This window comes from Azospirillum largimobile (genome assembly GCF_977007025.2).
On record NZ_CDRMUA020000001.1, the window covers coordinates 1,040,355 to 1,066,708 of the forward strand.

General features: G+C 66.9%; 26 protein-coding genes. 15 read left to right on the forward strand and 11 right to left on the reverse strand.

Annotated elements, in window-relative coordinates; all coding sequences use genetic code 11:
• The first annotated feature begins 74 nt into the window (after window positions 1-74).
• Genes ACWPKK_RS04800 through ACWPKK_RS04810 form a run of 3 tightly spaced genes read left to right on the forward strand, consistent with a single transcriptional unit; the run spans window position 75 to window position 2,720 of the window.
• On the forward strand, window positions 75-416 hold the full coding sequence (locus tag ACWPKK_RS04800; RefSeq protein ID WP_452001412.1) for a DUF983 domain-containing protein: 342 nt from the start codon (window positions 75-77) through the stop codon (window positions 414-416).
• Window positions 413-1,255 (forward strand): SURF1 family protein, encoded by an 843-nt coding sequence (locus tag ACWPKK_RS04805; protein WP_452001413.1) that lies wholly within the window; start codon window positions 413-415, stop codon window positions 1,253-1,255. Before ACWPKK_RS04800 ends, ACWPKK_RS04805 begins: the two co-directional genes overlap by 4 nt.
• Complete coding sequence (locus ACWPKK_RS04810; RefSeq protein ID WP_452001415.1) at window positions 1,233-2,720, forward strand: carboxypeptidase M32; 1,488 nt, start codon at window positions 1,233-1,235, stop codon at window positions 2,718-2,720. Before ACWPKK_RS04805 ends, ACWPKK_RS04810 begins: the two co-directional genes overlap by 23 nt.
• A 54-nt stretch (window positions 2,721-2,774) precedes the next feature.
• Here the strand turns inward: ACWPKK_RS04810 and ACWPKK_RS04815 are convergent, their stop codons facing one another.
• Window positions 2,775-3,167, reverse strand: coding sequence for a hypothetical protein (locus ACWPKK_RS04815; protein WP_452001416.1), 393 nt, complete (start codon window positions 3,165-3,167; stop codon window positions 2,775-2,777).
• 330 nt (window positions 3,168-3,497) lie between these two features.
• Here ACWPKK_RS04815 and ACWPKK_RS04820 point away from each other — a divergent pair, with 330 nt between their 5' ends.
• Both ACWPKK_RS04820 and ACWPKK_RS04825 read left to right on the forward strand, forming a co-directional pair.
• Window positions 3,498-5,471, forward strand: coding sequence for a PAS-domain containing protein (locus tag ACWPKK_RS04820; RefSeq protein WP_452001418.1), 1,974 nt, complete (start codon window positions 3,498-3,500; stop codon window positions 5,469-5,471).
• A gap of 219 nt (window positions 5,472-5,690) precedes the next feature.
• Entirely contained in the window at window positions 5,691-5,903 is a 213-nt protein-coding gene (locus ACWPKK_RS04825) for a hypothetical protein (RefSeq protein WP_452001419.1), read from the forward strand.
• 77 nt (window positions 5,904-5,980) lie between these two features.
• Here ACWPKK_RS04825 and ACWPKK_RS04830 read toward each other — a convergent pair whose 3' ends face one another.
• Together ACWPKK_RS04830 and ACWPKK_RS04835 are read right to left on the reverse strand one after the other, a co-directional pair.
• Window positions 5,981-9,496 carry an indolepyruvate ferredoxin oxidoreductase family protein gene (locus ACWPKK_RS04830; RefSeq protein ID WP_452001421.1) on the reverse strand — a complete coding sequence of 1,172 codons (3,516 nt, stop codon included), beginning with the start codon at window positions 9,494-9,496 and terminating at the stop codon, window positions 5,981-5,983.
• Window positions 9,497-9,754: 258 nt separating this feature from the next.
• Complete coding sequence (locus ACWPKK_RS04835) at window positions 9,755-10,768, reverse strand: response regulator (RefSeq protein WP_452001423.1); 1,014 nt, start codon at window positions 10,766-10,768, stop codon at window positions 9,755-9,757.
• Window positions 10,769-11,136: 368 nt separating this feature from the next.
• Here ACWPKK_RS04835 and ACWPKK_RS04840 point away from each other — a divergent pair, with 368 nt between their 5' ends.
• The gene (locus tag ACWPKK_RS04840) at window positions 11,137-11,697 is read left to right on the forward strand and encodes a hypothetical protein (RefSeq protein ID WP_452001425.1); all 561 of its coding nucleotides are present in this window, start codon (window positions 11,137-11,139) and stop codon (window positions 11,695-11,697) included.
• A 23-nt stretch (window positions 11,698-11,720) separates the two neighbouring features.
• Here ACWPKK_RS04840 and ACWPKK_RS04845 read toward each other — a convergent pair whose 3' ends face one another.
• Window positions 11,721-13,004: a lytic murein transglycosylase gene (locus ACWPKK_RS04845; protein WP_452001427.1), complete on the reverse strand. Its 1,284-nt coding sequence runs from the start codon at window positions 13,002-13,004 to the stop codon at window positions 11,721-11,723.
• A gap of 341 nt (window positions 13,005-13,345) precedes the next feature.
• Here ACWPKK_RS04845 and ACWPKK_RS04850 point away from each other — a divergent pair, with 341 nt between their 5' ends.
• Window positions 13,346-14,413: a glycosyltransferase family protein gene (locus ACWPKK_RS04850; protein WP_324871340.1), complete on the forward strand. Its 1,068-nt coding sequence runs from the start codon at window positions 13,346-13,348 to the stop codon at window positions 14,411-14,413.
• A gap of 100 nt (window positions 14,414-14,513) precedes the next feature.
• Complete coding sequence (locus ACWPKK_RS04855) at window positions 14,514-15,008, forward strand: N-acetyltransferase family protein (protein WP_452001428.1); 495 nt, start codon at window positions 14,514-14,516, stop codon at window positions 15,006-15,008.
• A gap of 38 nt (window positions 15,009-15,046) precedes the next feature.
• On the opposite strand, the gene ACWPKK_RS04860 is transcribed toward ACWPKK_RS04855, so the two are convergent.
• The gene (locus tag ACWPKK_RS04860) at window positions 15,047-15,262 is read right to left on the reverse strand and encodes a hypothetical protein (protein ID WP_149223443.1); all 216 of its coding nucleotides are present in this window, start codon (window positions 15,260-15,262) and stop codon (window positions 15,047-15,049) included.
• Window positions 15,263-15,769: 507 nt separating this feature from the next.
• Entirely contained in the window at window positions 15,770-16,018 is a 249-nt protein-coding gene (locus ACWPKK_RS04865) for a hypothetical protein (RefSeq protein ID WP_324871342.1), read from the reverse strand.
• 259 nt (window positions 16,019-16,277) lie between these two features.
• Here ACWPKK_RS04865 and fumC point away from each other — a divergent pair, with 259 nt between their 5' ends.
• The 4 genes from fumC to ACWPKK_RS04885 all read left to right on the forward strand — a co-directional run bounded on the left by fumC (window position 16,278) and on the right by ACWPKK_RS04885 (window position 19,154).
• Window positions 16,278-17,669, forward strand: coding sequence for a class II fumarate hydratase (fumC, locus tag ACWPKK_RS04870; protein WP_452001430.1), 1,392 nt, complete (start codon window positions 16,278-16,280; stop codon window positions 17,667-17,669).
• 87 nt (window positions 17,670-17,756) lie between these two features.
• On the forward strand, window positions 17,757-17,972 hold the full coding sequence (locus ACWPKK_RS04875) for a ribbon-helix-helix domain-containing protein (RefSeq protein WP_149223447.1): 216 nt from the start codon (window positions 17,757-17,759) through the stop codon (window positions 17,970-17,972).
• A gap of 97 nt (window positions 17,973-18,069) precedes the next feature.
• Window positions 18,070-18,792 carry a DUF599 domain-containing protein gene (locus ACWPKK_RS04880; protein ID WP_452001432.1) on the forward strand — a complete coding sequence of 241 codons (723 nt, stop codon included), beginning with the start codon at window positions 18,070-18,072 and terminating at the stop codon, window positions 18,790-18,792.
• Window positions 18,793-18,932: 140 nt separating this feature from the next.
• Window positions 18,933-19,154, forward strand: a complete 222-nt coding sequence (locus ACWPKK_RS04885) for a hypothetical protein (protein WP_452001434.1) — start codon at window positions 18,933-18,935, stop codon at window positions 19,152-19,154.
• 70 nt (window positions 19,155-19,224) lie between these two features.
• Here the strand turns inward: ACWPKK_RS04885 and ACWPKK_RS04890 are convergent, their stop codons facing one another.
• The 3 genes from ACWPKK_RS04890 to purE form a co-directional block, all read right to left on the reverse strand.
• On the reverse strand, window positions 19,225-20,973 hold the full coding sequence (locus tag ACWPKK_RS04890) for an EAL domain-containing protein (RefSeq protein WP_452001436.1): 1,749 nt from the start codon (window positions 20,971-20,973) through the stop codon (window positions 19,225-19,227).
• Window positions 20,974-21,306: 333 nt separating this feature from the next.
• Window positions 21,307-22,431 (reverse strand): 5-(carboxyamino)imidazole ribonucleotide synthase, encoded by a 1,125-nt coding sequence (locus ACWPKK_RS04895; protein ID WP_452001437.1) that lies wholly within the window; start codon window positions 22,429-22,431, stop codon window positions 21,307-21,309.
• Window positions 22,432-22,452: 21 nt separating this feature from the next.
• The gene (purE, locus tag ACWPKK_RS04900; protein WP_452001439.1) at window positions 22,453-23,004 is read right to left on the reverse strand and encodes a 5-(carboxyamino)imidazole ribonucleotide mutase; all 552 of its coding nucleotides are present in this window, start codon (window positions 23,002-23,004) and stop codon (window positions 22,453-22,455) included.
• A gap of 213 nt (window positions 23,005-23,217) precedes the next feature.
• On the opposite strand from purE, the gene ACWPKK_RS04905 reads away from it, so the two are divergent.
• A complete protein-coding gene (locus ACWPKK_RS04905; protein ID WP_452001441.1) occupies window positions 23,218-23,670 on the forward strand; it encodes a group III truncated hemoglobin in 453 nt (150 codons plus the stop codon).
• Window positions 23,671-23,848: 178 nt separating this feature from the next.
• On the opposite strand, the gene ACWPKK_RS04910 is transcribed toward ACWPKK_RS04905, so the two are convergent.
• A complete protein-coding gene (locus tag ACWPKK_RS04910) occupies window positions 23,849-24,049 on the reverse strand; it encodes a YdcH family protein (protein ID WP_012974357.1) in 201 nt (66 codons plus the stop codon).
• Between the two features lie 268 nt (window positions 24,050-24,317).
• On the opposite strand from ACWPKK_RS04910, the gene ACWPKK_RS04915 reads away from it, so the two are divergent.
• On the forward strand, window positions 24,318-25,412 hold the full coding sequence (locus tag ACWPKK_RS04915; protein WP_194915168.1) for an ATP-dependent 6-phosphofructokinase: 1,095 nt from the start codon (window positions 24,318-24,320) through the stop codon (window positions 25,410-25,412).
• Window positions 25,413-25,420: 8 nt separating this feature from the next.
• Window positions 25,421-25,864, forward strand: a complete 444-nt coding sequence (locus tag ACWPKK_RS04920) for a TIGR02444 family protein (RefSeq protein WP_452001443.1) — start codon at window positions 25,421-25,423, stop codon at window positions 25,862-25,864.
• Between the two features lie 17 nt (window positions 25,865-25,881).
• On the opposite strand, the gene ACWPKK_RS04925 is transcribed toward ACWPKK_RS04920, so the two are convergent.
• Window positions 25,882-26,310: a hypothetical protein gene (locus ACWPKK_RS04925; RefSeq protein WP_452001444.1), complete on the reverse strand. Its 429-nt coding sequence runs from the start codon at window positions 26,308-26,310 to the stop codon at window positions 25,882-25,884.
• Window positions 26,311-26,354 lie beyond the last annotated feature (44 nt).

A 26,354-nucleotide genomic window follows, 5' to 3' on the forward strand; every position in this document is an offset into this window, starting at 1 on the left:
AGCCTTCACCCTTTGCCGGAGCGGCCCGAACGGGAGGTTTCAGCGTGAACGACCAATACCCCAGAGTTCCCCCGATGTCCGCGGGCATGCGCTGCGTCTGCCCGCGCTGCGGACAGGGGCGGCTGTTCGCCGGCTTTCTGACGGTGGCGGAACGCTGCGAAGTCTGCGGCCTCGACTTGTCCCAGGTGGACAGCGGCGACGGCCCTGCCGTATTCCTGATCTTCATCCTGGGATTCCTGGTGGTCCCGGTGGCGCTGTGGGTGTCGATGACCGTCGAATGGCCGCTGTGGCTGCACGCAATCGTCTGGAGCATCGTGGTGCTGGCCCTGACGCTTGGCATGCTGCGGCCGGCCAAGGCCTATGTCATCGCCCTGCAGTACCGCTACCGCCGCAGCGAGGTCGAGAAGGGATCATGAAGGCCGCAACCACCGGAACAGGGGCGGCGGGAGATGGCGCCGGATCGCGGGAGCGCCGGCGATTCCGTCCGTCCTTCGGCGCCACACTGGTGACGGTCCTCGGGCTTGCGGTGGCCATCGGCCTCGGCACATGGCAGTTGGAGCGGCTGCAGTGGAAGACCGATCTGGTCGCCCGGATCGCCAACCGGATGGCCGAGCCGCCGGTGCCGCTGCCTTCCCGCATCGACGACCCCGCGGCCTGGGAGTTCCGGCCCGTCACCCTCTCCGGCAGTTTCCTCAACGACAGGGAAATTCTGCTGATCGCCCGTCCGCACCAGGGCCGGGTCGGTTACGAGCTTCTTGTCCCGTTCCAGCGCGCGGACGGGGCCGGCATCGTGCTGGTCAACCGCGGCTTCATCCCCATGGACCTGCGCGATCCCGCCTCCCGCCCCACCGGTCAGGTGAAGGGGGAGGTCGGCGTCAGGGGCATCGTCCGCCTGCCGCAGCAGGCCGGCCTGTTCCAGCCCGGCAACGGCACGCCGCAGCCACGGACCGCCTGGATGCGGCCCGATCCGCCCGCCATGGCGGCGGCGCTGTCGCTGGACTGCGTGGCGCCCGTGGTGGTGGAGATGCTGCCCGGCCAAACCTTCGGACCCGCGAACGCCGGCTTGACCAGTGCGCCGTCTGGCACCCTGGCGGGAATCGAACCGCGCGTGGACCTGCCGAACAACCATCTGCAGTATGCCTTGACCTGGTATGGGCTTGCGGTAACGCTCGCCGGGATCTACGTGCTGTCGCAGCGCAAGCGCGCCGACACCGGAACCGACGGACGATCCGATGACCGCATATCAGGAGCTTGAACGCCGCCATGCCCGCATCGCCGCCATCGGCGACGCGCTGGGCATTCTCGGCTGGGACACCCAGACGATCATGCCGGAGGGCGCCAACGACGGCCGTGCGGAGCAGACCGCCACCCTGTCGGTGATCGCGCACGAGTTGGCGACCGATCCCCGCATGGCCGACCTGCTGGCCGAGGCGGAGACCGACACCGGCCTCGATCCCTGGCAGCGGGCCAACCTGCGCGAGATGCGCCGCCACCACATCCAGTCCACCGCCATCCCCGCCGATCTGGTGGAGGCGACCAGCAAGGCCGTATCGGTCTGCGAGATGACATGGCGCGCCGCGCGGGCCGAAAGCGATTTCGCCAAGCTGCTGCCCTCGCTGACCGAGGTGCTGGCCCGTGTGCGCGAAGGGGCGGAGGCGATGGGCTCCGTCATGGGCATTAGCGCCTATGACGCGCTGCTCGACAGCCACGACCCCGGTGCGCGGGCGGAGCGGATCGACGCGCTGTTCGCCGACCTCTCCACCTTCCTCCCCGACCTGATCGGCCGCGTGCTCGACCGTCAGGCCGCCGTGCCGGCAGCGGTCGATCCGCAGGGGCCGTTCCCGGTTGAGAAGCAGCGCGAACTGGGCGTGCGGATGATGGAGCGGCTCGGCTTCGATTTCAGCCGCGGCCGGCTCGACGTGTCGCTCCATCCCTTCTGCGGCGGGGCGACCGGCGACGTGCGCATCACCACCCGCTATGACGAGGCGAACTTCACCGATGCGCTGATGGGCATCCTGCACGAGACCGGCCATGCCCTGTACGAGCAGAACCGCCCGCGCGCGTGGCTGGGCCAGCCGGTGGGCCAGTCGCGCGGCATGGCTGTGCATGAGAGCCAGTCTCTGTTGATGGAGATGCAGGCCTGCCGTTCGCCGGAGTTCATCACATGGCTTGCTCCGGTGGTGCGCGAGACCTTCGGCGGAGAGGGGCCGGCCTGGGAGGCCGACAATCTGCGCCGGCTCTACAGCCGGGTCGAGCGCGGCTTCATCCGCGTCAATGCCGACGAGGTCACTTATCCGGCGCACATCATCCTGCGCTATCGCCTGGAAAAGGCGTTGATCGCCGGTGACCTGACCTTGCCGGACCTGCCGGGCGCCTGGAACGACGGCATGGCGGAGCTGGTGGGTGTCGTCCCGCCGAACGACCGGCTGGGCTGTCTGCAGGACATCCACTGGCCGGGCGGCGGCTGGGGCTATTTCCCGAGCTACACCCTGGGCGCCATGACCGCGGCCCAACTGTTCGACGCCGCGCGCACCGCCGATCCGGAGATCGTGCCCGCCCTGTCACGCGGCGAGTTCGCGCCGCTGGTCGCTTGGTTGCGGGTGAATGTGCACGAGACCGGCTGCTTCCATGCCTCGGGCGACGAATTGCTGATGGCGGCGACCGGCCGGCCGCTCGACTCGTCGGTGTTCAAGCGGCATCTGGAAAAGCGTTATCTCTGAATCCGTGACCGCGGCCGGCCTTTCGGCGGGAGGGGCCGGCCCGGATTCCTATCCCTACACCGCGATCTGCGTGACCAGCGGCGTGTTCACCCCGGCGTCGGCGCGGCGATAGGCTTCGATGGCATCGGACCAGGGCTCGATGGTCAGTCCGCTGCCCATCGCTTCCTGGTGGATGCTTTGGGCGACATAGCCGGCGTTGGGAAGGGCGGTCAGCGGAACGGGACCGCCGGTGACCGGGCTGGAGTCGTCGGCGGTGGAACCGATCGTGAAGCCGCCTGCCGATCCGCCTGCACCTCGCGTGCGGGTGGCCGTCGAGTCGCCATCGGCACGGCCGCTTCCCTGCAGCGCATCGCCGGTGGCCTCGGTCCCTTCCTTGTTCCGCTTCCGCTCGTCCTCGCCGGGAATCCGGCGGATCGGCTGAACGGCCGAGGCATCGCTCGCCAGCATCTGACGCAGCTTCGCAACGCCGGAAGTGGGCATCGCGCCGGTCGGTGCGGGGAGGGCGGCCAGTCCGGACAAGTGGTCGAAACCTCAGGGTGGCGGGAAGGCGGGCGGCGGCATGGTCACGGCGGCCATGTGGCCGTTTTGATCTTGCACAAACCACACGCGATTCGAAACAGGGTAGTGGGACAAATGTTCCGAAATGCTTAAAATGTCCGTTAAATGTCCCGAGGTTGCGACACCCTGACATCGACGAATGCTCGGCAGGACGGGAGCCGGCTGTTACAGTGGCTCGTTCGAATTCGGACCCGCGTAACGACGGATGGCGCGCCGACCTTGCCAGCCCAGATCCCCGAACTTCCGACGAACCTCTCCGTCACCGCCCGGACCATCGGGACGGATCCGTCCATCGGCGACGATCTGTCGGCGCTGGCGCTGGAGCAGATGGATCAGGGCGTGATCCTGGTCGATGCCGACCTCACCGTGAAGGTGATCAACGGACCGCTCTATGAACTGTTCGGCCTGCCGCGGGGATTTATGCCGGGGGCCGACTACGCGCAAATGGTCCAGTTCCTGGCGCGCAACGGCGAATATGGTCCGGGTGATCCCGAGGCCATCGCTGCCCGCCAGCTGGAACGGGCACTGTGCGCCGATCCTTCCTTATACGAACATCGCCGACCCGACGGCCGGGTGCTGGAGGTTCGGACGCGGCGGACCACCGGCGGAGGTTTCATCCGCACCTATACCGACGTCACCGAGCGGCGCCGGGCGGAGGACGATCTTACCAAGCAACGCCACCTGCTTCGCCTGACCCTGGAGAATATGGGCCAGGGCATCGTCCTGCTGGACCGCGACCTGCGCTACATCGCCTGGAACGGTCTTGCGCTCGACATACTGGGCGTGTCGGAGGAGGACATGCGCGGCAGGCCGCGTCTGCAGGACGTGATGCGCCACCAGATCGCTGGCCGGCTGGTGCAAATGCCGGCCGGCTCCCCCGATTTCGGCGACGATCTGGAGGCCAAGACGGCCTATCTCATGGAGCGGATCGGCCGACCGGCGCGCGAATTCGTCTATGCCCGGCCTCAGGGCGATGGCCGCTTCATCGAAGTGCGGGTGGTGCCGCTTCCCGACGGCGGGCAGGTTCGCACCTTTACCGACATCACCGGCCGGGTCATCGCCGACGAGGCCGTGCGCCAGAGCCGGGAGATCCTGACCGGCGTCATCGACGCCATTCCCGCGCTGATCGACGTGAAGGACCGCGACGGCACCGTCCGGCTGACCAACCGCTTCTACCGCGAGACCTATGGTCCGGCCGAAGTCCCTCCTCCCGGTCCGCCTGCCGACCGTGCCGCCGCGCTGGACCGGCTGGTGGTGGAGAGCGGCCAGGGCGTGCCCTTTCACGAGGACCGTGCGCCCGACGGGGACGGGAGCTTGCGCGACTGGCTGACCACCAAGATGCCGCTGACCGACGAGGATGGCGAAGTGACCCACATCGTCACCGTGGCGCTGGACATCACCGCCCGCAAGCGCGCCGAGGCCGAGCTGCGCGACGCCCAGGCCAGCCTGATCCAGGCGGAAAAGCTGGCATCCCTGGCCCAGCTGGTCGCCGGCGTGGCGCATGAGGTGAACACCCCGATCGGCGTCACCCTGACCGCCATCTCCCACCTTGGCGAAGAGGTCGGCCGCATCCGCAACCTGTTCGAGGAGAACCGCATCCGCCGCAGCGATTTCCAGGAATTCCTGGACGTTGCATGGGAATCGACGCGGATGATCCTGTCGAACGTGGAGCGCGCCACCGGCCTGATCCAGAGCTTCAAGCAGGTCGCCTCCGACCAGGCGAGCGGCGAACGCCGCCCCTTCGACCTCGCCACCTATGTGGACGAGGTGCTGCTGAGCCTGCGCCCCCGCCTGCGCCGCACGCGGGTGACGGTGGAGCTGGACATTCCCGCCGGCCTGATCGTCGACGGCTATCCCGGCGCCTTCGCGCAGGTGCTGTCGAACCTGATCATCAACGCTCTTGTTCATGCCTATGACGAGGGGGACGCGGGCCGAATCCTGCTGTCCGCCCGCGAGCAGCCAGCCGGCTGGATCGAGATGCACTATGCCGACGACGGCAAGGGCATTCCTGCCGACATCCGGTCGCGCATCTTCGAACCCTTCTTCACCACCAAGCGCGGGATGGGCGCCAGCGGCCTGGGTCTCAGCATCTGCGCCAACATCATGACCGGCACCATGCGCGGCAGCATCGCGCTGGAGGACGACGGTGCCGGGAAGGGCACGCGGTTTTTGCTGCGGTTTCCGGTGGCGTAGGGAAAGCAGCCGGTCGGAGACCGGTATGGCGCCCGCTCGGTCACTCTCCCCGTCAAGGCCACCGGGACAGGGAGCTTCCGAAGAGACTTAAAAGCGAATTGTCAGGTCCCCACCAATTCCTTGCGAATTCGCAATGCCACCCGCCGGTCATCCCATTAGCCTGTGCTCATATTCGAGACCCACTGCCGCTCAGGGCGGCACAGGAATGGAGCACACACCATGGCGACCCACACCGACCTGAACGCCCCGGTCTATGAGCAGTTCAACCTCGGCATCTTCCTGCTCGGGCTGCTCGCGGCGGCGTTGATGCTGCTGATCCTGCCCATCGGCTTCATCTTTCACCCCACCGTCATCCTTTATGCCGCGTTGCTCGGCACCGCGGTGTATTTCGGCGCGATCTGGATGATGACCGCCGGGGCCAAGCGAGGCTGATATGGAAAACGCCCTCCCCGCGGTTAAACGGGGAGGGCGTCTTCGCCTCACGTCATCTCACCGATCAGTCCGAGCCTTCACTCCGCCGCCAACGGCTGCGGGGCGGCGACCGGGGCGCGGTAGGCCTCCAGAAGCTGGGCTTCCTTCGCCTTCGCCACCGACACGTTGCGGGCCTTCACCGGGCCGTAGCCGCGCATCTCCATCGGCAGCTTGGCGATCTCCACCGCCAGATCCAGCTTCTCGCGGGTCAGGCTGTGCAGGACCTCGCCCATCACCGCTTCATACTCGGCGATCAGCTGGCGTTCCTGGCGGCGCTCGGCGGTGCGGCCGAACGGGTCGAACCGGGTGCCGCGGAGGCGCTTGCCCTTGGCCAGCAGGCGCAAGGCGTGCAGCATCCACGGGCCGAAGGTCTTCTTCTTCGGCTCAGCCCCGTCCACTTCGGTCTCGCCCATCACCGGCGGGGCCATGTGGAAGGTCAGCTTCCAGTCGCCTTCGAACATCCGCGCCACATTCTCGACGAAGCCGGTGTCGGTGTAGAGGCGCGCCACCTCATACTCATCCTTGTAGGCCATCAGCTTGAAGTGGGACCGGGCGACCGCCTCGGTCAGCACGGTGGAGCCGGGGGCCTTCTGCTGCTCGATCCGGCGGGTCCAATCGACCAGCGCATGATAGCGGGCGGCGTAGGCGGCGTCCTGGTAATCGACCAGGAAACGGTGGCGGCGGTCGATCACCTCCTCCAGGCTGCCGGACTGGCGGCGCTGGTCGAGCAGCAGCGATTGCGCGGCCTGCACCGGCTCCTGGGGCGTTGCGGCGGCCTCGACGGATGCCAGATCGACGGCGGCGCGGCGGCCCCACTGGAAGGCGTCGAGGTTCAGCTTCACCGATACGCCGTTCAGCTCGATGGCCTTCAGGATCGAGTCCTCGCTCAGCGGGATCAGGCCCTTCTGCCAGGCATAGCCCATCAGGAACGGGTTGGCGTAGATGCTGTCGCCCAAGAGAGCGGTGGCGAGCTTCGTCGCGTCGAAGGCATCGACGTTGGCCTCGCCGCAGGCCTTGCGGATGTCGCCGACGAGATCGCGCACCGGGATCACCATGTCCGGCTTCTTGATGAAGTCGGCGGTGATGCTGTCATGGGTGTTGATCACGGCACGGGTGCGGCCGGCGGTCATCTTCGACAGGCCGTCGCCCGCCGCCGCGACGATCAGGTCGCAGCCCAGCACCGCGTCGGCCCCGCCGGCGGCGATGCGGACGGAGTGGATGTCCTCCGGCGTGTTGGCGATGCGGATGTGGCTGGTGACGGCGCCGCCCTTCTGCGCCAGCCCGGTCATGTCGAGAACGCCGACGCCCTTTCCCTCGATATGGGCGGCCATGCCCAGCAACGCACCGATGGTGACGACGCCGGTGCCGCCGACGCCGGTGACGTAGAGGCCCCACGTCTTATCAAAGGTGGGAAGAGCGGGGGCGGGCAGGGCGGTGGCATCGGCCGATTTCGCGGCGGCCGGCTTCGGCTTGCGCAACTGGCCGCCTTCCACCGTCACGAAGCTGGGGCAGAAGCCCTTGGTGCAGGAATAGTCCTTGTTGCAGCTGGACTGGTCGATCTGGCGCTTGCGGCCGAACTCGGTCTCCTGCGGGATCACCGAGACGCAGGACGACTTGGCGGAGCAGTCGCCGCAGCCTTCGCAGACCAGCTCGTTGATGACCACGCGCTTGGCCGGATCCACCATCTTGCCGCGCTTGCGGCGGCGGCGCTTCTCGGTGGCGCAGGTCTGGTCATAGATCAGGACGCTGACGCCGGGGACCTCGCGCATCTCCTTCTGCACGCGGTCGAGGTCGTCGCGGTGCTCGACGTTGCTGTATTGCGGCAGGCCGTTGTTGATGCCGTATTTTTCCGGCTCGTCGGAGACGACCGTGATGCGCTGGACGCCCTCCGCCCGCAGGACATTGGCGATGGACTGCACCGTCAGCGTGCCGTCGAAAGGCTGGCCGCCGGTCATGGCGACCGCGTCGTTGAACAGGATCTTGTAGGTGATGTTCACTTTGGCGGCGATGGCCTGACGGATCGCCAGGATGCCGGAATGGAAATAGGTGCCGTCGCCGAGGTTGGCGAAGATGTGCTTTTCGTCGGTGAAGGCGGCCTGACCGACCCACGGCACGCCTTCGCCGCCCATCTGGGTGAAGGTGTCGGTCGAACGGTCCAGCCACGTCGCCATATAGTGGCAGCCGATGCCGCCGAGCGCGCGGCTGCCCTGCGGCACGACGGTGGAGGTGTTGTGCGGGCAGCCGGAGCAGAAGGTCGGCTTGCGCACTACGCGCGCCACATGGGCCTTCTGCTTCTCCTGCGCGTCGAGGAAGGCGATGCGACGGACGAGGTTCTCGTTGTCGATGAAGCGCTGCAGGCGGCGGCCGATCACCACGGCGATCTGGGCGGGGGTCAGCTCCCCGGCGCTGGGCAGGATCCACTCGCCCTGCTCGTCGAACTTGCCGACAACCTTCGGACGGACGTCGGGGTTCCAGTTGTACAGCTGTTCCTTCAGCTGGTTTTCGATGACCGCGCGCTTCTCCTCCACCACGATGATCTCTTCCAGACCCTCGGCGAAGTGGCGGACGCCGTCGCGCTCCAGCGGCCAGGGCATGCCGACCTTGTAGACGGTGATGCCCCAGTCGGCAGCCATCTCCTCGGTGATGCCAAGCTCGTCGAAGGCCTGTCGGACGTCGAGATAGCTCTTGCCGGTGGTGACGATGCCGAAGCGCGGACGCGGGCTTTCCATCACCACCCGGTCAAGCTTGTTGGCACGCGCGAACGCCAGGGCGGCGTACAGCTTGTGCTTCATCAGCCGGTATTCCTGCTCCAGCGGCGGGTCGGGCCAGCGGATGTTCAGGCCGCCGGCCGGCATCTGGAATTCGGTGGGGATGACGGGGGAGACACGGTGCGGATCGATGTAGACCGAGGCCGAGGTGTCCACCGTCTCCGCAATCGTCTTCATGGCGATCCAGCAGCCGGAATAGCGGCTCATCTGCCAGCCGATCAGGCCGTAATCCAGGATCTCCTGCACCCCCGAGGGGTTCAGCACCGGGATCATGGAGTGCATGTAGGCGTGTTCGGATTGGTGCGGGAAGGTGGATGATTTGCAGTTGTGGTCGTCGCCGGTCAGCACCAGCACGCCGCCATGCTTCGACGTGCCGGCGGCATTGGCATGCTTGAACACGTCGCCGGACCGGTCGACGCCGGGGCCCTTGCCGTACCACATGGCGAAGACGCCGTCATATTTGGCGCCCTTGAACATGCCGACCTGCTGGCTGCCCCAGACGGCGGTGGCGCCCAGTTCCTCGTTCACGCCGGGCTGGAACTGGATGTGGTTCTTTTCCAGGAACTTGCGGGCATTCCACAGATTCTGGTCGAAGCCGCCCAGCGGCGAGCCGCGATAGCCGGAGATGAAGCAGCCGGTGTTCAGTCCGGCAGCAAGGTCGCGCTGGCGCTGCATCATCGGCAGGCGCACCAGCGCCTGGGTGCCGGTGAGATACACGCGGCCCTGTTCGAGCGCGTACTTGTCTTCGAGCGAGACAGTTGCCAGCGGTACGGTTGAGGCCGCCATTCTTCATTCCCTCCCATCGGTCGGCAGCCTGGCAAAATCCGGTGCGGAGTGCTGGGTCGCCGATTTGTTCGCTGGGCAAAAAGGTAATGAAGGCTGTCTTATATCGCAACGCCTGCTGCCGGCCGTCCTGCAAAAAGCAAGGAACGGCGCGGCAACCGGCGGTATTCCGTAACGGAGCGTATGGAAAGCCCTGCCTTGTGGAATTTCCTGCTCCGCTCCCTCTGGCCCAGACCCTCTCCAGACGATATGGGGGCGGACTCAGCGTCCCGTCAGGGGGGATTTGCCCGGAGGCGTCGGGCTGCCGCCCTCCGGCCAATTGCCGAAGTCGGTCTGGCCGCGGGCGGCCAGGGTGCGGACGCTGGCGCGCAGCGTGCGGATCAGGCACAGCGCCACCGCCATCGACTGCGTGCTGCCGTCGGAGCCCACCAGCCAGCGCAATGCCGCGGCATGAGCCTGCAGGGCGTCGACATAGCCCTCCACGTCCGGTTCCACCCAGGTGACGCAGGTGGACAGTGATGCGACGATCGACGACGCGGCGGAATCGCCGGCGGCAGCCAGTTGCAGGTCGGACAGCGCGTGACGCAGCCGGCTGCCGATGGGGTCGGGGCGGTCGATCGCCGCCTCCAGCTTGTCGATCGCCAGCATCAGCCGGACCCGCTTGGGATCGCTGCTGCGCAGTGTTGCAGCGCCTTGGTCCGGCGGCGTCGCCGCGGGGGAAAGGGGGGGCGGAGCCGGCGGCGGCAATTGCACCGCTCCCCCCGACGCCGGACGCAGAGTGGCGGGCTGGGGGGTGGAGGGGCCGGAGCCGTCGGTGCGGCCTTCGTTGCGTGTTTCCGCTTCGCCGGTGCTGCCGCTGTTGCTGCGCGGCGCCGTTTCGCGGCGGTTCAGCACCGCGTCGATGCGACGGGCCAGCGTGGCGGCCGGCACCGGTTTCGCCAGAACGGAATCCGCTCCGGCATCCCAGGCGCTGCGCACGGTGGCGAGGTCGGCATTCGCCGTCAGCACGATGATCGGCATGGCGGGGCGCATGCTGTTTGCGGACTGGCGCACCCACTGGATCAGCTGGGCGCCGCCCACCGGTTCCATGACCCAATCCGTCACCATCAGGTCGAAGACCTCGCGGCGCAGCGCGTCCTTGGCCTCCTGGCCGTTGGCGACCGCGGTGATCTGGCCCACTCCCCAAAGCCCCAGCATGTCCTTCAACGCCCGCTGAAGCAGCGGATTGTCGTCGACAATCAAGATTTTGACGGGAGAGGCGGGGCGCTTCGTCATGGAGCGGTTCCAATGATGCGGCTGTGTCTTCCCCATATCCGCCTCGCCGGACCCGATTTCATGGAGGGGGACGGGTAACCGACCAATGAGACGTCGCCTGCACCCTTCGGCAGCCGGGGTTATCCCTGCCGCCCTTCGAAAGGGTTGGGTCGCGGCGCAGGCACCCCTTTCGATGCCGGTCTCTGCCGATCGGCATTTATATGAGAATACTCTGATGGGAATGGACGGACCGCCGGACCGCTCCTATGATCCGGGTTCCTGGTCGTTTGTGAAAGGGCGGTACGATGGACGGCGGATGCTGTGGCGGTTCCTGTGGCGGCGGCGGATCTCCCCGGCCGACAGGCGGGGCGGGCGACCTGAAGCACACCATGCGGATGTCGATGGTGGTGCATGGGCTGCTCGGCGCCCTGCTGCTTGCCGCCGCCGATGCGACGCAGGCGGTTTCCCTGTGGGCGGCGGGGCTGCTGGTGCTGAACCATGCGGCGACCAATGGGGTGGCGCTGGCCGGCATGGGCCATGCCCCGGAATGGCGTGCACGGCTGTCGGCCGTGCAGGGAGCGGCGTTGGCGGCTGCCGCGGTGGCGCTGGTGGTCGCGGCCGGACGCAGCATCGCCGGCATGGCGTTGCCAGACGTACCGCTCGCCAGCCTTGCCCTGCTGTTTGCCATTGGCGTGACGGTGACGGCGGCGACCCTGCTGTTCGCCGGCCGGAGCGGCACGCTGACCCTGCGGGCGATCTGGCTGTGTGCGCGCAAGGACGTATTGCCGTTGGCCGCAGGGCTGGTGGGGCTGGCGGCGAGTTGGCTTCTGCTGGACGGTGCGCCCGACGCGCTGGTCGGTGCCGGCGTGGCGGCGATGCTGCTGCCGGCGGCGTGGGGGCTGGTGCGGGGCGGGATGGTGGGCGAGGGTGGTTCCGTCAGGATGCGTTAGACCCCCACCCACCGCTCCTAACCTCAAGACCGCTGCCGCAACCGCTCCAGCAGGGCCTTGGTCGCGAAGCCGTCGGGGATCTCCCCGATCGACGCCTGGAAGCGGCGCACCGCGTTGCGCGTGTTCGCTCCCACGATGCCGTCCGCCGCGCCCGGTTCCATGCCCAGCGACGTCAGCCGCTGTTGCAGATCGATGCGCTCGTCCCGGCTCAGCGCCTGTTCCTCGCGCGGCCAGCCGCCCTGGACGCCGGGCTTGCCGGTCATGCGGTCGGCCAACAGGGCTACGGCCAGCGAATAGCTGGTCGACGGGTTATAGCGCATGATCGCGCGGAAATTGTCGCGCACCAGGAAGGCCGGGCCGCGATGACCGGCCAGCACCAGGATCGCCGCCGGAGCATCGCCCGCCAACTCGGTGCCGTCCAGCGGCGCCACGCCCAGCCGGCGCCATTCCGACAGCGGCTTGGTGATGCTCAACTCGGCTTGGTCGTAAGGGAAGCCGTCCGGAAGCCGCACCTCCTGGCCCCAGGACTCGCCCTGCTTCCAGCCATTGGCGAGAACGAATTTGGCGGTGGAGGCCAGCACGTCCGGCATGCTTCCCCAGATGTCGCGGTGACCGTCGCCGTCCTCGTCCACCGCGTTGCGCAGGAAGACGGTCGGCATGAACTGGGTCTGGCCCATGGCCCCGGCCCAGGAGCCGGTCATCCGCTCCGGCGCGATGTCGCCGGAATCGAGGATGCGCAACGCCGCCAGCAGTTCCGAACGGAAATATGCGGCGCGGCGGCCTTCGAAGGCCAGCGTCGTCAGCGCGTCGATGACGGAGAAGTTGCCGGTTGACTTGCCGAAATCGGACTCCACGCCCCAGAAGGCGACCAGGATTTCCCCCGGAACGCCGGTGCGGCGGGTGATGCGGGAAAGCAACGCCGCATGCTCCTGCAACCTCCGCCGGCCGTCCTGGACGCGCTTTTCATTCACGGCGCTGTCCAGATACTGCCACACTTGCCGGGTGAATTCGGGCTGGGACGAATCGAGCTCCACGACGCGGTCGGATAGCTTCACACGCTGGAAGGCGCGGTCGAAGGTCTGCGGACGAATGCCTTGCGACAGCGCTTCGGCGCGCAACGCCGCCAGCCATTCGGCGAAGGAGACGGACTGCTGGACGGTGGCCTGCGCCTGGACGGCGGAGGGTGCCGAGGCTCCGGTGGCGGCCGGGCCGCCCGCAACCGGGGCGGTGGCGCCGGTGCTCTGGCATCCGGCCATCAGTAGGGTGGCGAGAAGGAGGCGGGCGGGATGACGGAACGGAAGTCGCATGCGCTCGACCGTGATCGGAAGGGAAAGGCGGAGCGTGACCCTAGGACGCCCGGCCCCGCCGCTCAACCGCCAATTCACCGTCACCAGGGACGATGCCGCGGTTTGCACCGCAGCCGGTCCGCGGGCGTGCTTGCACGGGGAGCGGCGCGGTCCATATCTCTTTTCGTACCCATAGCTTCGCGGCCCTCGCCCGGCGGGTCTTCGTCCTTCGGGACCGCTTTCGCGTTGGGAAGCGGTACCCGGAGCACATGCCGGAACCCGCCCCGATCAGTCGCGTTGATTAGCTGCCGCTTCGATGAAGGGGCCGCCTTCTGCCACGGAACGCCAAAGGTGCCGACGCCATGAAAATCGTGATCTTCGGCTTGACCAACGGGTATCGCCACGACGGCGGCCACATGGTGCGGTGGCGAGCGCTGATCCAGGCGCTGGCGATCCGCGGCCATCGCGTGGTCGCGGTCGAACGCGCCGGCCCCGACGCGGCGACGACCTGGACCATCCCCGGCGGCGACGTCCTGTCCTATGCCGATTGGGATGCCGTGGCGGTGGACGCGGCGGCGCAGGCCGACGATGCTGGCGTGGCGCTGGTGGTGGCGCACGGGCCGGATGCCCGCGCCGCGGCCAATCTCGTCCGCAACTCGAAGGCCGTGCGCCGCGCGCTCTACGATCCGGAGGCTCCGGTCAGCCTGACGGCGCTGGAGGCTGGGGAGACCGTGGACCATCTGCCGGCGGACGGGCTGGGCGGCTTCGACATGGTCCTTGCCTCCTGCGGCGGGCCGGCGCTGGAGCGTTATCGGGCCAAGGCGGGTGCGGAGGCGGTGGCGCCGCTCTATCCCTGGATCGTGCCGGAGGCGGACAAGCCCGGCGACTTCAAGCGGGAATATCTTGGCGACCTCTGCTGCATCGTCGCCGGTCCCGACGGCATTCGCGAGGGGCTGGGGAACTTCTTCATCGATCCGGCGCAACGGCTGACCCGGCGTCGCTTCGTGCTGGTGGGCACCGACCTGCCGGATGGGGTGCCGCGCGCCTCCAACGTCCTGACCTTCCCGGACCTCGACCCGGCCGAGCACGCCGATGTCCTGGCTTCCGCCAGCTTGGCGCTGACGCTGGCACGCGATGACGAGCGCAGGATCGGCTGGTGCCCGTCCGACCGGCTGTTCCTGGCCGCTGCCTGCGGTGCCGCGATCGTCGCCGACCAGTGGGAGGGGCTGGACAGCTTTTTCGAGCCCGGCCGGGAGATCCTGGTCGCCGCCCAGACCGACGACGTGACCACGGCGATGATGCTGCCGCGCAACCACCTGACCGACCTGGGCCGGCGGGCACGCAAGCGGGTGTTGGCCGAACACAGCGCCGAACGGCGGGTGCAGGAACTGCGCAGCATCCTGGACCTGAAGGGCGGCGGCGACGACTGACCTGCCCGGCCACGGAGCAGCAGCTATGGGGATGCGGAAAGACGGGGAGCGGGCTATGGTCCGCTCCCTTTCTTTCTGCCAACCGGGGAACCTGCCGCCGATGCCGACCGTCACCATCCGCCCCGCCGTCGAGGCCGATTGCGCCACCATCCTGCGGTTCGTCCGTGAACTGGCCGAGTTCGAGCGCGAGGCCGACGCGGTCAAGGCCACGGAGGAGGATTTCCGCCGGGACGGCTGGGGAGAACAGCCGGTGTTCGAGGCGCTGATCGCCGAACTGGACGGCGCGCCGGTCGGGTTTGCCCTGACCTTCCGGAATTTCTCCACCTGGGAAGGGCGGCCCGGCCTGTATGTCGAGGACCTCTACGTCACGCCGGATGCCCGCCGCTATGGCGTCGGCCGCAAGCTGTTGGCCGCGGTGGCACAACGCGCGGTGGAGCGCGGCTACCGTCGTGTGGATCTGAGTGTCCTGGACTGGAACCCGGCGCGTGGCTTCTACGACCGGGTGGGCTTCCGCCAGATGAAGGAATGGCTTCCCTACCGGCTGACCGGCGACGCGCTGTCGGCGCTGGCGGCAGAAGGGGACGCTGAGGCCTGACCGTCCAGACGGGAAAAGCCGTCCGGAATGACCAGGGATCAGGCGGCGCGGTTCAGTGCGGACGCGCCGATGATCTCGGCATAGTCGGCGCGTTCATTGCGCAGGTTGGACAGAAGATCGACAAGACTATCGCGGACGAACGCATCGTCCTGTTCCACGATGGTGTCTTGGGTCAACCGAATGAACTGGTCGAGAAGCGCGATGTGAGCCGCAGAGGATGCGTTGATCTTCTTCGAGTTGACGGCGCCGATCATGTAAATCTCCCTTGGCCTGAGCGTTCCCGATGGACTTATTAAGCCGTCGGGCCGGTTAAGGACTTCCTAACAGGGCTATGCTGCAGGTCGTATCTTCGGGGGTACTTCCGATCTTTGGTAATGGTACTATGACCACTCCAATGAGGTACCCCGTAGGCCTAAGACAACGGCCCGAAACCTGCGGCTTTGTATCCCTACCGGATGTCCCGGCGCGTGCCGTGTTCCATGACAACACGCAACGCTATGTCCGGTTTCTCAGAGCGCCCGGGGAATTGGTGGGAGAGACTACCGAAGGGTGCATTCTCTGCAACCCATTGGGTTAGGTACAAACCCCTGAAAATGTTGAAGCTTCTTCCGGCGGCGACATCATTGGACGGTCGTGACCCGGTCGTGCACAGGTTGGCCGAGCCATTTTCCGACTGCGGATGGTTCCAATATTCCGCAGTCGGATCAATGGGTAAGCAGGCTTTTTCCTGCGGCGGAACTGCTGTCGGGAAACGACCGGCCTCAGGCGGCGCGCCGGGCATCCATCCGGTCGCGGGCGTCGGCGCGCTCCAGCGCACGGGCGACAAGATCGTCGAACAATCCGCCGATCGGCGCGTCGAGCACCGCCGTCCGGCTGGCGAGCATCGGTCCTTCCATCAGGATGGATCCTTCCTCCCCCGGGCCGAGAACGCGCCAGCCGCGGCTCTTCATCTCCGCAACGCGCGTCCGGGCAATGAACGCGCGGACATGGTCCGGTGCAAGATCGTCCATTCCGTCCCCCATTCGCTTTGATGGCCGACGTCACGCCGGCCTCTCGGTTCACCAGGAAAGCGTACGGAAGAAACGCGAACGCAACAAGAACAAATTCGGGGAAAGAGCGAGGATTTCTGCCGAGTCGCTCACGCTCATGCTTGCTATGCCCTCGGCGTCCCTTGCTGTCGGGGCCGTCGCCTCAAAGATCAGGCGGGGCGGCGGCGATTGCAACCCGTCCCACCCGTGACCAAAAACGGCGATCAGGAAAGGTCCAGCCATGAGCGGCGTCCGCACCGAAACCGACAGCTTCGGCCCCATCGAAGTTCCGGCCGACCGTTACTGGGGCGCGCAGACCCAGCGCTCCCTCCAGAATTTCCGCATCGGCGGGGAGCGCATGCCGGCCCCGCTGGTCCGCGCGCTGGGCATCCAGAAGCGTGCCGCGGCGGCGGCCAACATGAAGCTGGGCGTTCTCGACCCGAAGCTGGGTGCGGCCATCATGGCCGCGGCCGACGAGGTGATCGACGGGCGGCTGGCCGATCACTTCCCGCTGGTGGTCTGGCAGACCGGCTCCGGTACCCAGACCAACATGAACGCCAACGAGGTGATCGCCAATCGCGCCATCGAGCAGCTCGGCGGCACCATGGGGTCGAAGACGCCGATCCACCCCAACGATCACGTCAACATGGGGCAGTCGTCCAACGACAGCTTCCCCACCGCCATGCATATCGCAGCCGCCGACGAGATCGTCCGCAGCCTGATCCCGGCACTGGAGCATCTGCGCACCGCGCTGGACGCCAAGGCCGACGCCTTCCAGGACATCGTCAAGATCGGCCGCACCCATCTGCAGGATGCCACCCCGCTGACGCTGGGGCAGGAATTCTCCGGCTATGCGGCGCAGGTGTCCTACGGCATCGGCCGGGTGAAGGGATCGCTGCCGCAGCTCTACCGGCTGGCCCAGGGCGGTACGGCGGTCGGCACCGGGCTGAACGCCAAGCCGGGCTTCGCCGAGGCCTTCGCGGAGGAGGTCGCGGCCTTCACCGGCCTTCCCTTCGTCACGGCGGAAAACAAGTTCGAGGCGCTGGCGACGCATGACTCGCTGGTCGACGTTCACGGACACCTGAACACGCTGGCGGTGTCGCTGATGAAGATCGCCAACGACATCCGGTTGCTTGGCTCCGGCCCGCGGTCGGGCATCGGCGAGCTTTCCCTGCCGGAGAACGAGCCCGGCTCCTCCATCATGCCCGGCAAGGTCAACCCGACCCAGTCGGAAGCGATGACCATGGTCTGCGCCCAGGTGATGGGCAACCACACCACGGTCACCGTGGCCGGCGCTACCGGCCATTTCGAGCTGAACGTGTTCAAGCCGGTGATCGCCTACAACGTCCTGCAATCGATCCGCCTGCTGACCGACGCGGCGATGAGCTTCACCGACAACTGCGTCATCGGGATCGAAGCAAACCGCGACCGGATCGCCAAGCTGGTGTCCGACAGCCTGATGCTGGTGACCGCGCTGAACCCGCATATCGGCTATGATGCCGCGGCGAAGATCGCCAAGAAGGCCCACAAGGAAGGGACAAGCCTAAAGGAGGCCGGACGGGAACTCGGACTCCTGACGGATGAGCAATTCGATCAATGGGTTCGCCCCGAACGGATGGTTGGTCCCGGCTAAGCTTGGGGTTAGGGTGGGGGTGTCCATCCCGGCCGTTCCGGCCTTCCTCTGACCACCCCCATCCTGCAAACCGATGCGTGCGTGACCATGAAGAAGCGTTCGGTACTGATTGCCGGCCATCCCACAAGCGTTTCCCTCGAAGAAGAATTTTGGGACGCCCTGAAGTCGGTGGCGCAGGCGCGCGGCCTGTCGGTGAATGCCCTGATCGAGGAAATCGACCAGACGCGCACCGGCAACCTGTCCAGCGCCATCCGCGTCCATGTGTTGAAAGCGGTGCAGGGGCGTGGGCCGGGGGAGGGATGACGCAGGCGCCAAGATGCCCTGCATCCTCCAATGGACACCCGCCCGCGGCGGGCGTACACGGTGCGGGCTTTCCGCCACCTGACGCGATGCCGCCATCATGCCGCCCGATGCCTCCACGCTCGACATCATCGCCTTCGTCTGGTTCGTCGGCTCCTGGGTCGGCTTCACCGTCATCCAGGATCATCTGCTGTCCGGCCGAAACGTGGTCAACCAGCATCTGAAGATCGTGCGCCGTCACTGGATCGAGCGGATGCTGGAACGCGAGAACCGCATCATGGATTCGCAGCTGGTCGGCCACACCATGCACAGCTGCACCTTCTTCGCCTCCACCAACATGCTGGTGCTGGCGGGCCTGATCGGGTCCTTCGGTGCGGCGGAGCGGGCGCAGCAGCTGGTGTCCAACCTGTCCTTCACCGTCCAGACCTCGCATCAGCTGTTCGAGATCAAGATGCTGCTGATGGTGGTGATCTTCACCTTCGGCTTCTTCAAGTTCACCTGGGCGCTGCGCCAGTACAATTACTGCTGTGCCCTGATCGGTTCGGCCCCGATGCCGCCGGTTCGCCCCGAGGACCGCAAGGCCATTGCCGAGACCATCGGCGAGGCGCTGACCCTGGCCATCACGGCGCTGAACGGCGGCATGCGCGCCTATTACTTCGCGCTGGCGGCGCTCGCCTGGATCATCGGGCCGATTCCCCTGATCGCGGCCAGCAGCGGCGTCATTCTGGTTCTTACCCGCCGTCAGGCATTTTCCGCCACGGAGAAGGTGATCCGCATCCAAACCGACTGGTTGAAGAGAAACGATTCAATCAATTGCGAATAACAAATAAAATGCTGTTCTGTTTTATCGTCGTGCGACCAAATATCCTCTACCTGATGGCGAGTTGCGGTGGTTAGTGTTACCGCCATGTGACGGATCGCGCCGCGAATGCCGGGGCGGTAAAGAGGAAGATGAGGGCGACGATGGACGCCAACACCGCGATGAGCATCATGGAGTCGCTGGACCAGGCGGAGGATCTGCTGCGCCGCATGCGGCTGCGCGATGGCTATGCCGGCAACGATATGCTCGCCCGCAACCGTGAACTTCTGGACGCCGCCCGCCGCCGTCTCGAACAGGTCCACAGCATCGCGGGAATGGACGCCCTGGACAGCTGCCCCCGCTGCCGGGTTCCGCTGCCGGCCTGAGAGGCCGCTTGGCCAGCCGGCGCAGCCAGCGGAGGACACCACCGGCGGTCACCGTCTGCGACTGCTGGTGTCACCCTTTCAGCAGAATCTTTCCGCCGCTGCGCACCCGGGACCAATCCTTGGCAAAATAAGCGAAGTCGCGGGACGGCCGGCTGAACAGAAAACCCTGGGCCAGCGACACGCCGAGGTCGGTCAGCAAGCCTGCATGCACCGGTTCCTCCACCTGCTCGCCGATCAGTTCCAATCCCAGCTGGCGGCAGACGTCCACCATGGAGCGCAACATCGCCATGTCGCGTGGGCTGTTGACCGCGCCGCGGACAAACTTGCCGTCGATCTTGGCATAGTCGGCCTGGATGCCGTAGAGCGACTGGAAGCTGGTCGATCCCGCCCCGACATCGTCCAGGCAGATGCGGAACCCAACCTGGCGCAACTTCTGCAGAACGTCGTTGAGCTTGGCGATGTCGGTGACGACCACGGTTTCCGTCACCTCGATCAGCAGTTTTGCGGCCAGATCGCCATAAGGGGCGACGACCGACTGGAACTGCTTGAGGAAGATCGGGCTCATCAGCGTCTTGGCCGACAGGTTGATCGCCACGTCCGGCAGCTTCGGTTCCTTGCGGAATTCCTTCAGCGTGTCGAGCACCGTCTGGGTCAGCAGCAGGTCGAAATCATAGATCAGCCCGACATCCTCGGCGAAGGTGATGAAGTCGGCCGGAGAACTCGTTCCCTCCACGCGGGTCAGCGCCTCCAGGTGGTGGACGGCGCCGGTGGCGATATCGACGATGGGCTGATAGACGACGATGAAATCGCGGTTGTCGATGGTGGCGCGCAGTTGTCCGATCCGTTCCACCGCACCCGCCATCAGGCGGTTGGCCCCGTCCTCCAGGCTGGAGATGGTGAACTCCCCGCCCTGGGCGGAGGCGAAGGCCTGGACGGTATAGACCAGGGCGCGGGCGGCATCGGCAGGGTCCAGCCGGTCGTCGGCCATGTCCAGGGTCCAGGACCGGATGCCGCCGGGCAGGGCACCCCCCGCTGCCTCGATGATCTGGGCGATGTGTCCCTGCACCTCGTGGCCGTCGATGTCCGCGGCATGGACGATGCCATAGCGGTCGCTGCCCAATTGGCCTGCGCTGTCCCCATCGGCGGAGATGCCGCGCAGATAGGCGTCGATGCCGTCGCGCACCTCGGCCGCCGCCCCTTCCGGCATGGCGTCGACCATCGCCTGCAGCCCTTCGACCAGCAGCAGCGTCAGTCCCTGGTCCACCCCCTTCTCGCGGGCTGCGAGGAGCCGCTCCTCGAGGATGCCGGCGAAGCCGGTCTGGTCGAGCAGTTCACCCTGCACCGGAGGTCCGGCGCAGCCGGTTCGCGGCGGCACGGTCAGCAGTATGGTCAGGAACAGCGACCCCGGACAGGAATCGAGCCGGCAGCCGCCCAGGAGCGCCGGAAACTGCTGCCCGTCGAAGGCCTGGAACAGAACGCGCGACGGCTTGATCCGCGCCTTGTCCCGGATGCGCTCGAACAGGACATGGACGTATTTGCGGTCGCCAGGGGCCACAACCTCCATCAGGTTGGAGCCCACCAGCCCACCAACCTCACCCTTGGTCAGGCGGCAGCGGGCGCCGGCGGAAAACAGGATGTTGCCTTGAGCATCCGTCTCGATCAGCAGATCGGCGGCGGCGAAGGCAAAGCCGACGAAACGGTCCCGGTCGCGGCTGGACTGAGGCCGGCGCGGTCCAAGCGGACCGGCCACCGGGGTCACGACCGGGCCGATCACCGGAGTGGAGCGTCCTGCATTGTCCTGCGCCAGGGGCATCGTCATGCGGCTACAAATTATATCAAAGTTTAGAGAGTTTCCGCGGGAATGTGACGTAGAGTAACCAATGTTGACATAGGTTAAAAGCCCGCCGGTGGCGGATGACCTTCGGCACATGGATACGCGACAATTTGTGACAGCTCTGCCGCGATCATGAGTAAACCGGTATGGCCACTCACCCTTCATTTAAAAGGGGGAGTTGTCTCCTGCGCAGATGCGGGCATTCATTCCGGCCATGCAACAAACGGGCGGGGGAGGCGGAGGAACGCCGCAGGGCAAAAGAAAAAGCCCCGCACGCCATGGAGTTGCGGGGCTTTGCTCAATCCGGTGAAAGGAACGTCAGCGGCGCGGGAACAGCCGGTTGACATGGCCCATCTTGCGGCCGGGCCGCGCTTCCGCCTTGCCGTACAGGTGCAGGCGGGCGCCGGGTTCGGCCAGCAGTTCCGGCCAGCGCAGCACGTCGTTGCCGATCAGGTTGGTCATCTCGGCATCGGCGACGCGCTCCACCGACCCCAGCGGCAGACCACAGACCGCGCGCACCAGCTGCTCGAACTGGCAGGCGGCGCAGGCATCCATGGTCCAGTGGCCGGAATTGTGCGGGCGCGGCGCCATTTCGTTGACCAGGACGCCACCGTCCGCGGTGACGAACATCTCCACCGCCAGGACGCCGACGAGATCCAGTGCTTCGGCGATGCGCCGGGCGATGCGGTCCGCTTCCGCCGCCGTCGTGGCCGAAACCTTGTCGGATGAGGCGGGGGCGATGGTGACGTCGAGAATGCCGTCCTTGTGCCGGTTCTCCACTGCCGGATAAGCGACCATCGCGCCGTCGGCACCGCGGGCGACGATCACCGACACCTCGCAGTCGTAGGTGACGAAGCCCTCGACGATGCCCTCGACGCCGGGCTTTCCGCCGCCGATGGCGCTCCAGGCTGCTGCCGGGTCGCTGCCGGCTTCAAGCCGCGCCTGCCCCTTTCCGTCATAACCGAGGCGGGTGGATTTCAGGACGCAACGCGGGCCGATCTCCGCCACCGCGCGGGCGACCTCGTCGGCGCCGTTCGCGGCGCGCCAGGGCGCCGTCGCGATGCCCAGCCGGTTGACGAAGCTCTTCTCCGCGATGCGGTCCTGCGCAACCGACAGCACGTTGGGGCCGGGATGCAGGTTGGTGAAGCGGCGCAGATGCTCCGCCGTCGCCACGGGGACGTTCTCCCACTCCAGCGTCACCACGTCGACGGAGCGGGCGAAGCGTTCCAGCGCGTCCAGGTCGTCCCAATCGGCGACGGTCGCCGCGGCGCTGACCTGCGCCGCCGGGCTTTCCGCCGCATCGGGGGCATAGACATGGGTCTTGTAGCCCAACCGGGCCGCGGCGAGCGCCGTCATCCGGCCGAGTTGCCCGGCACCCAGCATGCCGATGGTGGAACCGGGGGCGAGACGGGGCAGGGCGGTGCCCTTCGGATTGCCGGTCATGGCGGTAGGGCCTTCTCGCTGTCAGGTCGGGTCGTCGACGGGCGTGTCGGCCACCGCCACCGTCTGGCGCGCGCGCCAGCCGTCAAGCGCCTCGGCCACCGCCGGATCCATCAGGGCGATGACCGAGCCGGCCAGAAGGGCGGCGTTGATGGCGCCGGCCTTGCCGATGGCCAGCGTGCCGACTGGGACGCCGCCCGGCATCTGGACGATCGACAGCAGGCTGTCCATGCCCTTCAGCGCGTGGCTTTCGACGGGAACGCCGAAGACCGGCAGCGGAGTCATCGACGCGGCCATGCCCGGCAGGTGGGCGGCGCCGCCGGCCCCGGCGATCACCACCTTCAGCCCGCGCATCTTGGCGGTGGTGGCGTACTCGACCAGCCGATGGGGCGTGCGGTGGGCGGAAACGATGCGGACCTCGTGCGGGATGCCCAGCGCGGCGAGGGTGTCGGCGGCGTGTTTCATGGTGGTCCAGTCCGACTGGCTGCCCATGATGATGCCGACCAGCGGCTGAACGCCGTCGGCCGCGATGTCGTTGGCCGGAACGGCGCTGTTCGGGGAGTGTTCGGCGGACACGGCGTGGCGCTTTCCTCAAGGTCCGGAAAGCGGCGCATTATAGGTGGAGTCGGGCCGCTGTCCAGAGCCGGCGCCGGCCCGCGGCCGGTCGCGTGGCGAATCCATCCCCTCCGCTGCGACATCCCGGCCCTTCCGGTGGAACATGGTTCCACTTATGGTGCCGTCCTATATGAACTGGATAGACCCTAGGCAATTCCGGACCGGACCCATCGCATGACCGACACCGTTCCCAGCGAAGACCAGCGCAACGAGCACCGCGACATCCGCACCGCCATGGCGGAGGAACGGATGGCCACCGTCGGCATCGACGAGGCGTCGATCGAAACGCTCGTGCGGACCTTCTACGGCAAGATCATGAAGGATGACGTTCTGGGTCCGATCTTCGGCCGGGCCATCACCGATTGGGAACCGCACCTGCGCAAGATGATGGATTTCTGGTCGTCCATCGCCCTGCTGACCCAGCGCTACGACGGGCGACCGATGCCGGTCCACATCTCGCTGGGGCTGGAGCCGCAGCATTTCGAACGCTGGTTGGGCCTGTTCCGCGAGACCGCCCACGAACTCTTCCCGCCCGACGGCGCCGCCTTCCTGATCGGCAAGGCGGAGAACATCGCCCGCAGCTTCCAGATGGGCATCCAGTTCTTCACGGTGCCGAAGAAGGGGTGACGGAGGGCTTGATATCCCGGCTCGAAGCCGGATCGTTTCCACATCGACCGTCATTCCCGTGGAGGCGGAGATGACGGCCGATAAGGGACGTGCTTGGCTTCGGCAGCAATCCAACCTGTAAGTTAGTGCCTATGCGCCTTCGCTGGAATGACGATGCGAGAGAGCACCGCCTACGCTGCTAAGCGATGATATCCGGCAGGAGCCGGCTTTCCAGGACCATGATCTGGTCCTTCAGCATCAGCTTGCGCTTCTTCAGCCGCTGCATCTGCAGCTGGTCGTAGGGCGCGCGTTCGGCGAGCCGGGCGATGACGTCGTCCAGGTCGCGGTGCTCGCTGCGCAAGCTCGCCAGCTTTTCCTTCAAAATCTCTTGCTCGTTCATCGCGCCCGTAGGAAGTGGCCGTTGCCCCGGATGGGTCGGGGGTGCTCTTGCGGGTGGCCCTTTGGCTGGGCGGGCCGCACTATACCAGATTTCCGGCGGGACGGCACCGTCAAACCACCGGTTTCGTCCTTTGGCCATGAGGAGCGCGGCGATCGTCCGGCGGGGGCATTCCACCTTTGCGGATGCGGGCAACGATTGCGGGAAATGCCTGTTCCGGTAACATGGTGGTTGATTTCAACAAACAGGCGAACGGGACGGGAACCCCTCAATGACTGCCCCAAAGAAAGCCGGCAAGCGCATCGGCATCCTGACCAGCGGCGGCGACTGCGCCGGGCTGAACGCCGTCATCCGTGCGGTGGTCCATCGGGCCACCGGCTATGGCTGGCAGGTGCTGGGCATCAAGGAAGGCACCCAGGGCCTGCTGCAGCGCCCGGTGCAGTACCAGACGCTCGACCTCGGTTCCGTCGACGGCCACATGATGCGTCAGGGCGGCACCATCCTGGGCACGACCAACCGCGGCGATCCCTTCGCCTATCCGATGCCCGACGGCACGCTGAAGGACCGGTCGGACGAGATCATCGGCGGCTACCGCGAACTCGGCCTGGACGCCCTGATCGGCATCGGCGGCGACGGCAGCTTCGCCATCCTGCACAAGCTGGCGCAGAAGGGCGGCTTCCCGATGGTGGGCGTGCCCAAGACCATCGACAACGACCTGGGCAAGACCGAGGTGTCGGTCGGCTACGACACCGCCGTCGCCGTGGCGGTGGAGGCGCTCGACCGCCTGCAGCCGACCGCGGCCAGCCACCACCGCGTCATGGTGCTGGAGGTGATGGGCCGCGACGCCGGCCACATCGCGCTGGCGGCCGGCATCGCCGGCGGAGCCGACGTGATCCTGATTCCGGAAATCGCCTATTCCATCGAGAGCATCGCGGCGAAGATCCAGGATGTCCGTAATACCGGCCGCAACTTCGCCCTGGTCGTGGTGTCGGAGGCGGTGAAGACGCTGGAGGGCACTGGCGTCAAGAAGGTGCTGCAGGGCGGCGAGAAGCGCTATGGCGGCATCGGCGACTATATCGGCGAGAAGATCGCCGACGCCACCGGTGCCGAGACTCGCGTCACCGTTCTGGGCCATGTCCAGCGGGGCAGCATGCCCAGCCCGCGCGACCGGCTGATCGCGTCCGCCTTCGGCGTCCACGCCGTCGACCTGATCGCGGAGGGCAAGTTCAACCGCATGGTCGCCTGGTCGAATCGCGGCGTCATCGACGTGCCGATCACCGAGGCGATCGAACATTACTCCTGCGTCGAGTTGGACGGGGCGCTGGTCAAGACCGCCCGCGGCCTGAACATCAGCTTCGGCGATTGAGCGGGACGGTGAACCCGTTCTGGGACTTCTCCCTGGCCGTCTACGGGCGGCCGGGGGTTCCAGCCCTTTGCCTGTCGTTGCAAGACCGGCGCGGGGTGGACGTCAACGTGCTGCTGTTCGCCGCCTGGGCTGGGCTGGAGTGCGGCGTCCGCCTGTCCGAGGCCGAGCTTGCCCGCATCGATTCGGCAGTTTCCGGCTGGCGGGAGGAGGTTGTTCGCCCCTTGCGCGCCCTGCGCCGCCGCGCCAAGGATGAGGACGACGCATTCTACCGCCGCATGAAGGCCGCGGAACTGGAGGCCGAGCGTGTCCAGCAGGACCGGCTGTTCGTCGCCGCCGGGTTCATGCCGCGGCCGGGCGGCAGCGCGGAGTTGGCCGCCCGGAACATGGCGCTGCTGGTGCCGGGCGGCGATCCGGCACTGGACGAACTGGCGGGGGTGCTGGCCGGCCGCTGAGCGGCTGCCCCGTCATCCTACCGGTTCAGGATCAGTTCGTTCGGATCGCGCACCGTGTCCGACACCAGAGCGGGTTTGCCGGCATAGAAGGCGCTGCAGCGCTTGCCGCTGACCAGTCGGGTCAGCGCTGCCTCCCACTCGCGGCCCTTGGGACCGATGATGCGCAGCTTCAACTGGTCGACCAGCGGGAAGACCTTGAACTGATCGATCTCGATCGGCTCGGAGGTCACGGTGGTGAAGGCCTCCTGCTTCAGGGTCAGGGTCTTGCCGTTGATTTCCAGCGTGATGTCCTGCGCCCACGGGCAGCCGTTCGGCTTCGCGCCTTCGCTGGCAATCGCTGGAGCCGTTCCGCCGACGCACAGCGAGAGCATGAGGGCCGCGGCGGCAAGAACGCGCGTCCGGCAGGCGCCGTGTCTGGAAAAGGCCCGGGCTTGGCGCGAGGTCATGATCCGCTCCTTGGAAAACGGCGCGGACAATAGCGATGCATCAG

What these genes read in the sequence shown, in the direction of transcription:
- ACWPKK_RS04800 (WP_452001412.1), top strand. Translation starts at nt 75, where the DNA reads ATGTCCGCGGGCATGCGCTGCGTCTGCCCGCGCTGCGGACAGGGGCGG.
- ACWPKK_RS04805 (WP_452001413.1), top strand. Translation starts at nt 413, where the DNA reads ATGAAGGCCGCAACCACCGGAACAGGGGCGGCGGGAGATGGCGCCGGA.
- ACWPKK_RS04810 (WP_452001415.1), top strand. Translation starts at nt 1,233, where the DNA reads ATGACCGCATATCAGGAGCTTGAACGCCGCCATGCCCGCATCGCCGCC.
- ACWPKK_RS04815 (WP_452001416.1), bottom strand. Translation starts at nt 3,167, where the DNA reads ATGCTGGCGAGCGATGCCTCGGCCGTTCAGCCGATCCGCCGGATTCCC.
- ACWPKK_RS04825 (WP_452001419.1), top strand. Translation starts at nt 5,691, where the DNA reads ATGGCGACCCACACCGACCTGAACGCCCCGGTCTATGAGCAGTTCAAC.
- ACWPKK_RS04830 (WP_452001421.1), bottom strand. Translation starts at nt 9,496, where the DNA reads ATGGCGGCCTCAACCGTACCGCTGGCAACTGTCTCGCTCGAAGACAAG.
- ACWPKK_RS04835 (WP_452001423.1), bottom strand. Translation starts at nt 10,768, where the DNA reads ATGACGAAGCGCCCCGCCTCTCCCGTCAAAATCTTGATTGTCGACGAC.
- ACWPKK_RS04840 (WP_452001425.1), top strand. Translation starts at nt 11,137, where the DNA reads ATGCGGATGTCGATGGTGGTGCATGGGCTGCTCGGCGCCCTGCTGCTT.
- ACWPKK_RS04845 (WP_452001427.1), bottom strand. Translation starts at nt 13,004, where the DNA reads ATGCGACTTCCGTTCCGTCATCCCGCCCGCCTCCTTCTCGCCACCCTA.
- ACWPKK_RS04850 (WP_324871340.1), top strand. Translation starts at nt 13,346, where the DNA reads ATGAAAATCGTGATCTTCGGCTTGACCAACGGGTATCGCCACGACGGC.
- ACWPKK_RS04855 (WP_452001428.1), top strand. Translation starts at nt 14,514, where the DNA reads ATGCCGACCGTCACCATCCGCCCCGCCGTCGAGGCCGATTGCGCCACC.
- ACWPKK_RS04860 (WP_149223443.1), bottom strand. Translation starts at nt 15,262, where the DNA reads ATGATCGGCGCCGTCAACTCGAAGAAGATCAACGCATCCTCTGCGGCT.
- ACWPKK_RS04865 (WP_324871342.1), bottom strand. Translation starts at nt 16,018, where the DNA reads ATGGACGATCTTGCACCGGACCATGTCCGCGCGTTCATTGCCCGGACG.
- fumC (WP_452001430.1), top strand. Translation starts at nt 16,278, where the DNA reads ATGAGCGGCGTCCGCACCGAAACCGACAGCTTCGGCCCCATCGAAGTT.
- ACWPKK_RS04875 (WP_149223447.1), top strand. Translation starts at nt 17,757, where the DNA reads ATGAAGAAGCGTTCGGTACTGATTGCCGGCCATCCCACAAGCGTTTCC.
- ACWPKK_RS04880 (WP_452001432.1), top strand. Translation starts at nt 18,070, where the DNA reads ATGCCGCCCGATGCCTCCACGCTCGACATCATCGCCTTCGTCTGGTTC.
- ACWPKK_RS04885 (WP_452001434.1), top strand. Translation starts at nt 18,933, where the DNA reads ATGGACGCCAACACCGCGATGAGCATCATGGAGTCGCTGGACCAGGCG.
- ACWPKK_RS04890 (WP_452001436.1), bottom strand. Translation starts at nt 20,973, where the DNA reads ATGACGATGCCCCTGGCGCAGGACAATGCAGGACGCTCCACTCCGGTG.
- ACWPKK_RS04895 (WP_452001437.1), bottom strand. Translation starts at nt 22,431, where the DNA reads ATGACCGGCAATCCGAAGGGCACCGCCCTGCCCCGTCTCGCCCCCGGT.
- ACWPKK_RS04905 (WP_452001441.1), top strand. Translation starts at nt 23,218, where the DNA reads ATGACCGACACCGTTCCCAGCGAAGACCAGCGCAACGAGCACCGCGAC.
- ACWPKK_RS04910 (WP_012974357.1), bottom strand. Translation starts at nt 24,049, where the DNA reads ATGAACGAGCAAGAGATTTTGAAGGAAAAGCTGGCGAGCTTGCGCAGC.
- ACWPKK_RS04915 (WP_194915168.1), top strand. Translation starts at nt 24,318, where the DNA reads ATGACTGCCCCAAAGAAAGCCGGCAAGCGCATCGGCATCCTGACCAGC.
- ACWPKK_RS04925 (WP_452001444.1), bottom strand. Translation starts at nt 26,310, where the DNA reads ATGACCTCGCGCCAAGCCCGGGCCTTTTCCAGACACGGCGCCTGCCGG.